A 6,352-nucleotide genomic window follows, 5' to 3' on the forward strand; every position below is an offset into this window, starting at 1 on the left:
GTCGCCTCCAGCTTGGCGGCTTGCGACGCAGACACCTTGAGCTTGCAGGAGATAGTCAGGACTTGGGGCATGCCCCTATCTTTTTATTGTTGTCCGGCTTCTCGCATTCCTCCCGACACAAGGACTCCGTCCCGCTTCACGACTGGCTACGCCAGAGCGCGGGCCTCCTGCGGTTTCTAGCTGAAGAGACTGCACAATTGGGTTCAGCCGGGGAAGTTCCTTCTGCCTGCTTCTCTCACCAAAGGATGCTGCTGGGATTTTCCCGGCTTGCTCTTCTTAGTAGCCGACACTCACGAGGAAACCCAAGGCTTTTGCCCGGAGGCTGGTCTTGTTGCCCTGTGGAGCAGAAAGTTTTGGTCTGTTCAGCGCAAGGGGAAGGTCAGGCGGCAGCGGGTTTTGAAGCTGTCATCGGCTTAGGGCTCCCGTTGTGCCCGTTCAGGGCAGCGGGTGAGCCGGGCTTTTTCTCATCCTCCGACAACAATAGGTCGCGGATAAGCCGAGCTGCCGAGCGTTGCAACCAGCGGGAGGCCAATTGCCGGCCCAGTTGCTGGGCCTCCGGCTTGGTAGCTATCTTGGCAACAATGGGCAAAAGCTGTAGTGGCTGAAAGGCGGGGTTGCTGCTGAGGATTTCCCACAGGCGTTGCAAATGAGCCAGGCCGTCTGCGGTTCCGTTCCCCGAGCTGGAGAAAAGCACATCCACCAGCCGCTCCCGCAAGAAGGCCCCCCGTTCGGAAAAGATAAAATCGATGGCCTTTTCCAGGGATCCCTGCAGGTCGAAGTCTTCGCTGTTGGCGGCGTTGCGCAGCAGGTTCTCCAGGCGGTTCCAGCGAAATTGCCCTTGGTTAAACAGCAGCTCCCGCAGCGAGGTGCGCAGCTCTGGGGCCGGGTCGGTGAGCAGGCGCTGGGCCACATAGGGATAGGCTACGCTCAACACCTTGAAATTGGGATCCAAACCAATGGCGATCCCCTCCAGAGTGAGCAAAGAGCGGATGATCAGGGCGTAGTAGGCGGGCACACGGAAGGGAAAATCGTACATCACTCCCGAGAGCCTATCCGTGATGCTTTTAAAATTCAGCTCGGCCACGGAGCTGCCCAGGGCCTCGGCAAAGACAGCTTCCAAAGCAGGGATGATGGGGGTGAGATCGGTATTGGGATCCAGGAACTCCAGATCCACGTAGTCCTGTGCCAAGGCAACAAAATCCCGGTTCACCAAGTGGACGATGGCCTTGATCAGGCCGTAGCGCTGGTGGGGCTGGATGGTGCTCATCATCCCAAAGTCGATGTAGGCCAGCCGCCCGTCGTACATGGCCAAGAGGTTGCCCGGATGGGGGTCGGCGTGGAAAAAGCCATGCTCCAAAAGCTGCTTAAGGGAGCAGTTAACCCCAATCTCGATCAGGTGCCGCCCGTCCAAACCTGCCGCAGTGATCTTGTCAAGCTGGGTTAGCTTGATGCCGTCAATCCACTCCATCGTCAGCACCTTGGTGCGGGTGTACTGCCAATAGATTTTCGGGGCGTAGATGGAGGGGTGGCGGTACAGCTCCAGGAAGCGCTCGGCATTGCGGCCCTCTTGGGTGTAGTCCATCTCCTCGTAAAGCCGCCCAGCGAACTCATCCACAATGCCCACCAAGTCGCTGCGGATGCGGCGGAAGGTGCGCTTGGCCCAGGCGGCCAGACTGCGGATGATGTACATGTCCAGGGAAATGCGCCCGATCAAATCGGGCCGCTGCACCTTGACGGCGACTTTCTCCCCTGTGTGCAGATAGGCCTGGTAAACCTGCCCCAGGCTGGCAGCGGCAACCGGCTCCGGGCCAATCTCGCGAAAGATCTGCTCTACCGGTTGGCCGATTTGCGACTCAATGAGGGCAAAGGCGGTGGCATTGTCGAAGGGGGGCAGCTCATCCTGAAGCTTGGCCAGTTCTTCCAAAAAAAGAGGCGAGACCAGATCGGGACGGGTGGAGAGGGCCTGGCCGATTTTGATAGCTGTCGGCCCCAATTGCGTGAGGATCTCCCGCAGCCGTGCCGCGTGCTTAGGCCGATTTTTCAGCTCCACCCCTCGCCAGCGATCCCAAAACACCCAGGCCAACAGGCCCAAAAAGGGGGTGATCAACTGGAATAGACGCCCCAGCACCAGATCCCAGCGTCCCCGGTATTGCTCAGCCACTTGCTCCGGGTTGTAACGCAGGGCTGGCTGCGACGGAGGGAAAACAGCCTCAGGCCCCGCCGCTGCCGAACTCAGGCGATGCTGTGTTGCCACGGGTTTGGTTACTGCTGGTGTTGACGGTGTTGCGCCCATAGAAGCCCCAACGGATCTCGTAACACATCTTAACTTGCTGGCTCGGGTGCGGTGAAAATGGTCTTCTCGCCAAACCTGCGGCCGAACTCAGGCGAAAAGTAACACCCAACCGCTCGAGGGAAGCCTCATAGACGAAAGCTTTGTGTCTGAGGCGGATCCCTTACGGTTGCTTTCCGTGAGGACTTGCAAGCCCAAGACTGTGAGCGGGACAGCCTCAAGAGGGGCTTTACGGCGCTCTTTGATAGGGATTAAGATACGGCTGCAAACCGATACCAATTGGTGCGATCCTAGGCAAGGGATCTGCCACTATGCATGCAAGCTTCCTTCCCCACCGTTTTATGGGTTGATGGCTACAACATTATCGGAGCTTGGCCCAACTTAAAGAAGTTGGCACGTTGCTCCCTGATGGACTTGGCGCGTCTGCGCCTGGTGGAGTCTTTGGCCAGCTACGTGGCTTTCCGCGGCTACCGGGCAACTGTGGTGTACGACGCCTATACCCAGTTCACTCCCGCCCGACAGGAGCGCTCTCCCTCCGGCATCGAGATTCTCTATACCGCTTATGGGGAAACTGCCGACGCTTGCATCGAGCGGCTCTGTGCTCAGTTGCAAGCAGATACCTATCGGGTACGGGTAGCCACCTCAGATCGTGTCCAGCAGTGGGTGATCGGCGGCTACAACGCAGAATGGATCTCGGCAGAACAACTGTGGGCGGAAGTGCAGGAGGCCCAAGAGCAGATCCGGTGCATCAAGCCCAAGCGCCTACCGAGCAGGCGGGGTATTGATTCCTACTTGGACGCAGAGACCCTCTCTCGCCTAAACCGCTGGCGACTCTCCGGTCGGGATCCCATACATTAACTGGCGAGGTGCTCTGAGGCAAACCTGATACCGGAGCAGGGTCTCTCCCACACTGGTTGATATGGGTTGCCTAGGTCGCCAAAGCCCTTCTCAGGGTAGGCAAAAGCGCGATTTGGCTTCAGAGATCCAGATCTGCTTTAATGTAGCGAATGTAGTGAAGCCCCTGTTCTCTCCTTTGGGAGCTCATTCTAGGAACCCGACTATGGCAGATGGCGAATACAAGCCTGGACTAGAAGGCGTTCCGGCCACGCGTTCTAACATTAGTTTTGTCGATGGCCAGGCAGGGATCCTGGAGTATCGGGGCATCCCCATTGAGGAACTGACGGCCCACAGCACCTTTTTGGAGACGGCCTATCTGCTGATCTTCGGCAAGCTGCCGACGCAATCCGAGCTGGACAACTTTGATCAGGCCGTCCGCAGCCATCGGCGGGTCAAATACCGCATCCGCGACATGATCAAGTCGTTTCCTGAGTCGGGCCACCCGATGGATGCCCTGCAAACCTGCGTGGCAGGCTTGGGGATGTTCTATCCGGTGCGGGAGGCGGATCCCGACTATGTGTTTGGCACGGTTACCCGTCTGCTCGCCAAGCTGCCGACCATGGTGGCCATGTTTCACCAGATGCGCCAGGGTAACGATCCCATCCCCCCCGACGACAGCCTGGATCATGCCGCCAATTTTCTCTACATGCTCTCCGGCAAGAAGCCGGATCCCTGGCTGGCCCGCATCTTCGATACCTGTCTGATCTTGCACGCCGAACACACGGTCAACGCCTCTACCTTTGCCCTGCTGGTAAGCGCCTCTACCCTGGCCAGCCCCTACAGCAGCCTGGCCACGGCGGTGGGCACCCTTTCGGGGCTGTTGCATGGGGGGGCCAACCAACAGGTGATGAGGCTGTTGCGGCAAATCGGCTCGGTGGAAAATGTGCGCTCGTTTATCGAAGAGAAGCTGGCCAAAAAAGAGCGCATCATGGGCATGGGCCATCGCGTTTACAAGGTGAAGGATCCGCGCGCCACCATTCTGCAGCGGCTGGCCGAGGAGCTGTTCGAGCGCTACGGCCACGACAAGTACTACGACATCGCCCTGGAAGTGGAGCGGGTGTGTGCGGAGCTGCTGGGGCCCAAAGGAATTTACCCCAACGTGGACTTCTACTCGGGGTTGGTCTACGCCAAGCTAGGGATCCCGGAAGATTTGTTTACGCCGGTATTTGCCATTGCCCGGGTGGCGGGTTGGCTGGCCCATTGGCGGGAGCAGTTGTCGGATAATCGGCTCTTCCGACCCACCCAGGTGTACACAGGTGAACGCCAGCAACGCTACATCCCCATCGAGGAGCGGGGTTGAGAGCGGTTTGACAGAGCACTGGGCCGGGATCCAAACTCAATAGAGCCCAAATGCGTGGGTGAGGTGGTGCGTTGAGCCCTTTGGATTCTCCCCTTTGGCGAGACGGGTTCACCCTCTTCTTGAGCATTGTGGTGCAGGCCATGCCGTTTTTGCTCTTGGGGGTGTTTCTCTCCGGGCTGATGGCCGTGTTCGTAGAGGGATCCCAGTTGGCTCGTTTCCTACCCAAAGGCAAAATCGGCAGCGCGGTAGCCGGTGGCGCCCTGGGGTTCTTTTTTCCGGTGTGCGAATGCGGCAATCTGCCCGTGGCCCGGCAACTGGTGATCAAAGGGATCCCACCCTATGTGGCGGTGGCTTTTTTGTTGGCAGCGCCGGTGTTTAACCCGGTCGTGATCTTCTCCACGTGGATTGCCTTTCGCAGCATGCCGGAGCTGGTGGTCTACCGGGTTCTTTTTTCTTTTGGCATTGCCGTGGCCATCGGCTTGCTCTTCAGCGTGCAAAAAGATCTGGAGCCTTTGTTGCAACCGGCGGTCTGGCGAGAGCTGCAGCGCAACCGCTGCCAAGAGGCAGCTCTGAAAAGCACCTCCTGCTCGCCGTTGTTGCAGGGGGGCACCTTTTGGATTGGATCCCAGGACCATGCTCAAGGGGCTGCTGGCGGATCCCTGGCCACTCTGCAGACTGCCGAAGAGGTGTATCGGGCAGCGCTGGCCGCTGCCCCTGCTCTCTCTTGGCGGCAAAAGGGATTGTTGCTGCTGCAAACCTGGGCTAGAGAGATTCGCGAGCTGGGATCCGTGCTCATCCTGGGTTCGGCGATGGCGGCCTTTGTGCAGACGGTGATCCCGCGTTCGTTTGTTCTAAATTATGGCCAAGATGAACTGGTCTCGATCCTGATCATGATGGCCCTGGCCGGGATCATTTCTATCTGCTCGACGGTGGATGCCTTTTTTGCCCTCTCCTTTGCCGCCACCTTCACGCCGGGATCCCTGTTGGCCTTTATGGTGTTTGGGCCGATGGTGGACCTGAAGGCGATTGGCTTGATGCTGACTTTGTTCAGGCCCCGCGCCATTTTCTACTTGGTGCTCCTGACTTTCCAGTTCACCTTGGTAGGGGCTTTGGCCATCAATTACTACGGCGGTTAAAATCTTGGATAGGTGCTCCCCGCAGCGAACGATAGCTTAACTGCAGGGTCAGCGGCGATTAGGCTGAGATATTCAGAGTGCCAGGATCTCTGAGATTGAGAAGTTGGGCAGGAGGGCATTGTCCCGGCTGGAGCTGAAACGACTACATACGGGCGGCAGGATAGAACCGTGAGCAACCTATACTTTGCAGATTTTAACTTGTGGATTGCCCAAACAACCCAGCTCTTGCGGGAGGGACGTTGGCAAGAAATTGATCTAATCCATTTAATCGAAGAGGTTGAGGATTTGGGTAAGAGCGAACGGCGAGGGATGACCAGCCAATTAACTCGCCTTCTCCTGCATTTGCTCAAGTGGCAATATCAACCTCAGCGCCGCTCAGATAGCTGGCTGGATTCCATCACAGATGCGCGAACCCAAATTGAATTGGCCCTCGAAGATAGCCCCAGCTTAAGAGGATATCTGGCCGAGCAACTGGAAAAGAGCTATCAACGGGCACGCCGCCATGCAGCTCAGCAAACCGGTATGGATATCTCGGCCTTTCCGGAGACTTGTCCCTATGCTTTGGAGCTGGCCTTGGCAGAAGATTGGCTGCCAAGCCCCTCTTCTTTTGGAAGAGGAAACTCAGAGATCGCCTAAGGATAGAGACCTCTCGGCACTTTCAAGCAGAAGCCCGCCCTTGCCAACTGCGCATCTTGCCGGGGTTAAGCAATCCATAGGGATCCACTTCTT

Annotated in this window: 5 protein-coding genes; 4 read left to right on the forward strand and 1 reads right to left on the reverse strand. The window is 57.8% G+C overall.

All coding sequences use genetic code 11. The features are described from left to right. Positions 1–379 precede the first annotated feature (379 nt). Positions 380–2,293 (reverse strand): ABC1 kinase family protein, encoded by a 1,914-nt coding sequence (locus tag NW841_RS11310; protein ID WP_414376509.1) that lies wholly within the window; start codon positions 2,291–2,293, stop codon positions 380–382. A 312-nt stretch (positions 2,294–2,605) separates the two neighbouring features. Between NW841_RS11310 and NW841_RS11315 the strand changes: the two genes are divergently transcribed. From NW841_RS11315 to NW841_RS11330, 4 genes are all read left to right on the forward strand, one after another. Further along, a complete protein-coding gene (locus NW841_RS11315; RefSeq protein ID WP_414366617.1) occupies positions 2,606–3,148 on the forward strand; it encodes an NYN domain-containing protein in 543 nt (180 codons plus the stop codon). Positions 3,149–3,350: 202 nt separating this feature from the next. Continuing rightward, the gene (locus tag NW841_RS11320; protein ID WP_414366615.1) at positions 3,351–4,487 is read left to right on the forward strand and encodes a citrate synthase; all 1,137 of its coding nucleotides are present in this window, start codon (positions 3,351–3,353) and stop codon (positions 4,485–4,487) included. A gap of 80 nt (positions 4,488–4,567) precedes the next feature. Then, complete coding sequence (locus NW841_RS11325; RefSeq protein WP_414386450.1) at positions 4,568–5,623, forward strand: permease; 1,056 nt, start codon at positions 4,568–4,570, stop codon at positions 5,621–5,623. A gap of 168 nt (positions 5,624–5,791) precedes the next feature. After that, positions 5,792–6,259 (forward strand): DUF29 domain-containing protein, encoded by a 468-nt coding sequence (locus NW841_RS11330; RefSeq protein ID WP_414376516.1) that lies wholly within the window; start codon positions 5,792–5,794, stop codon positions 6,257–6,259. The last annotated feature ends 93 nt before the right edge of the window (positions 6,260–6,352 follow it).

Source organism: Synechococcus sp. H60.3 (assembly GCF_047462295.1).
Classification (GTDB): domain Bacteria; phylum Cyanobacteriota; class Cyanobacteriia; order Thermostichales; family Thermostichaceae; genus Thermostichus.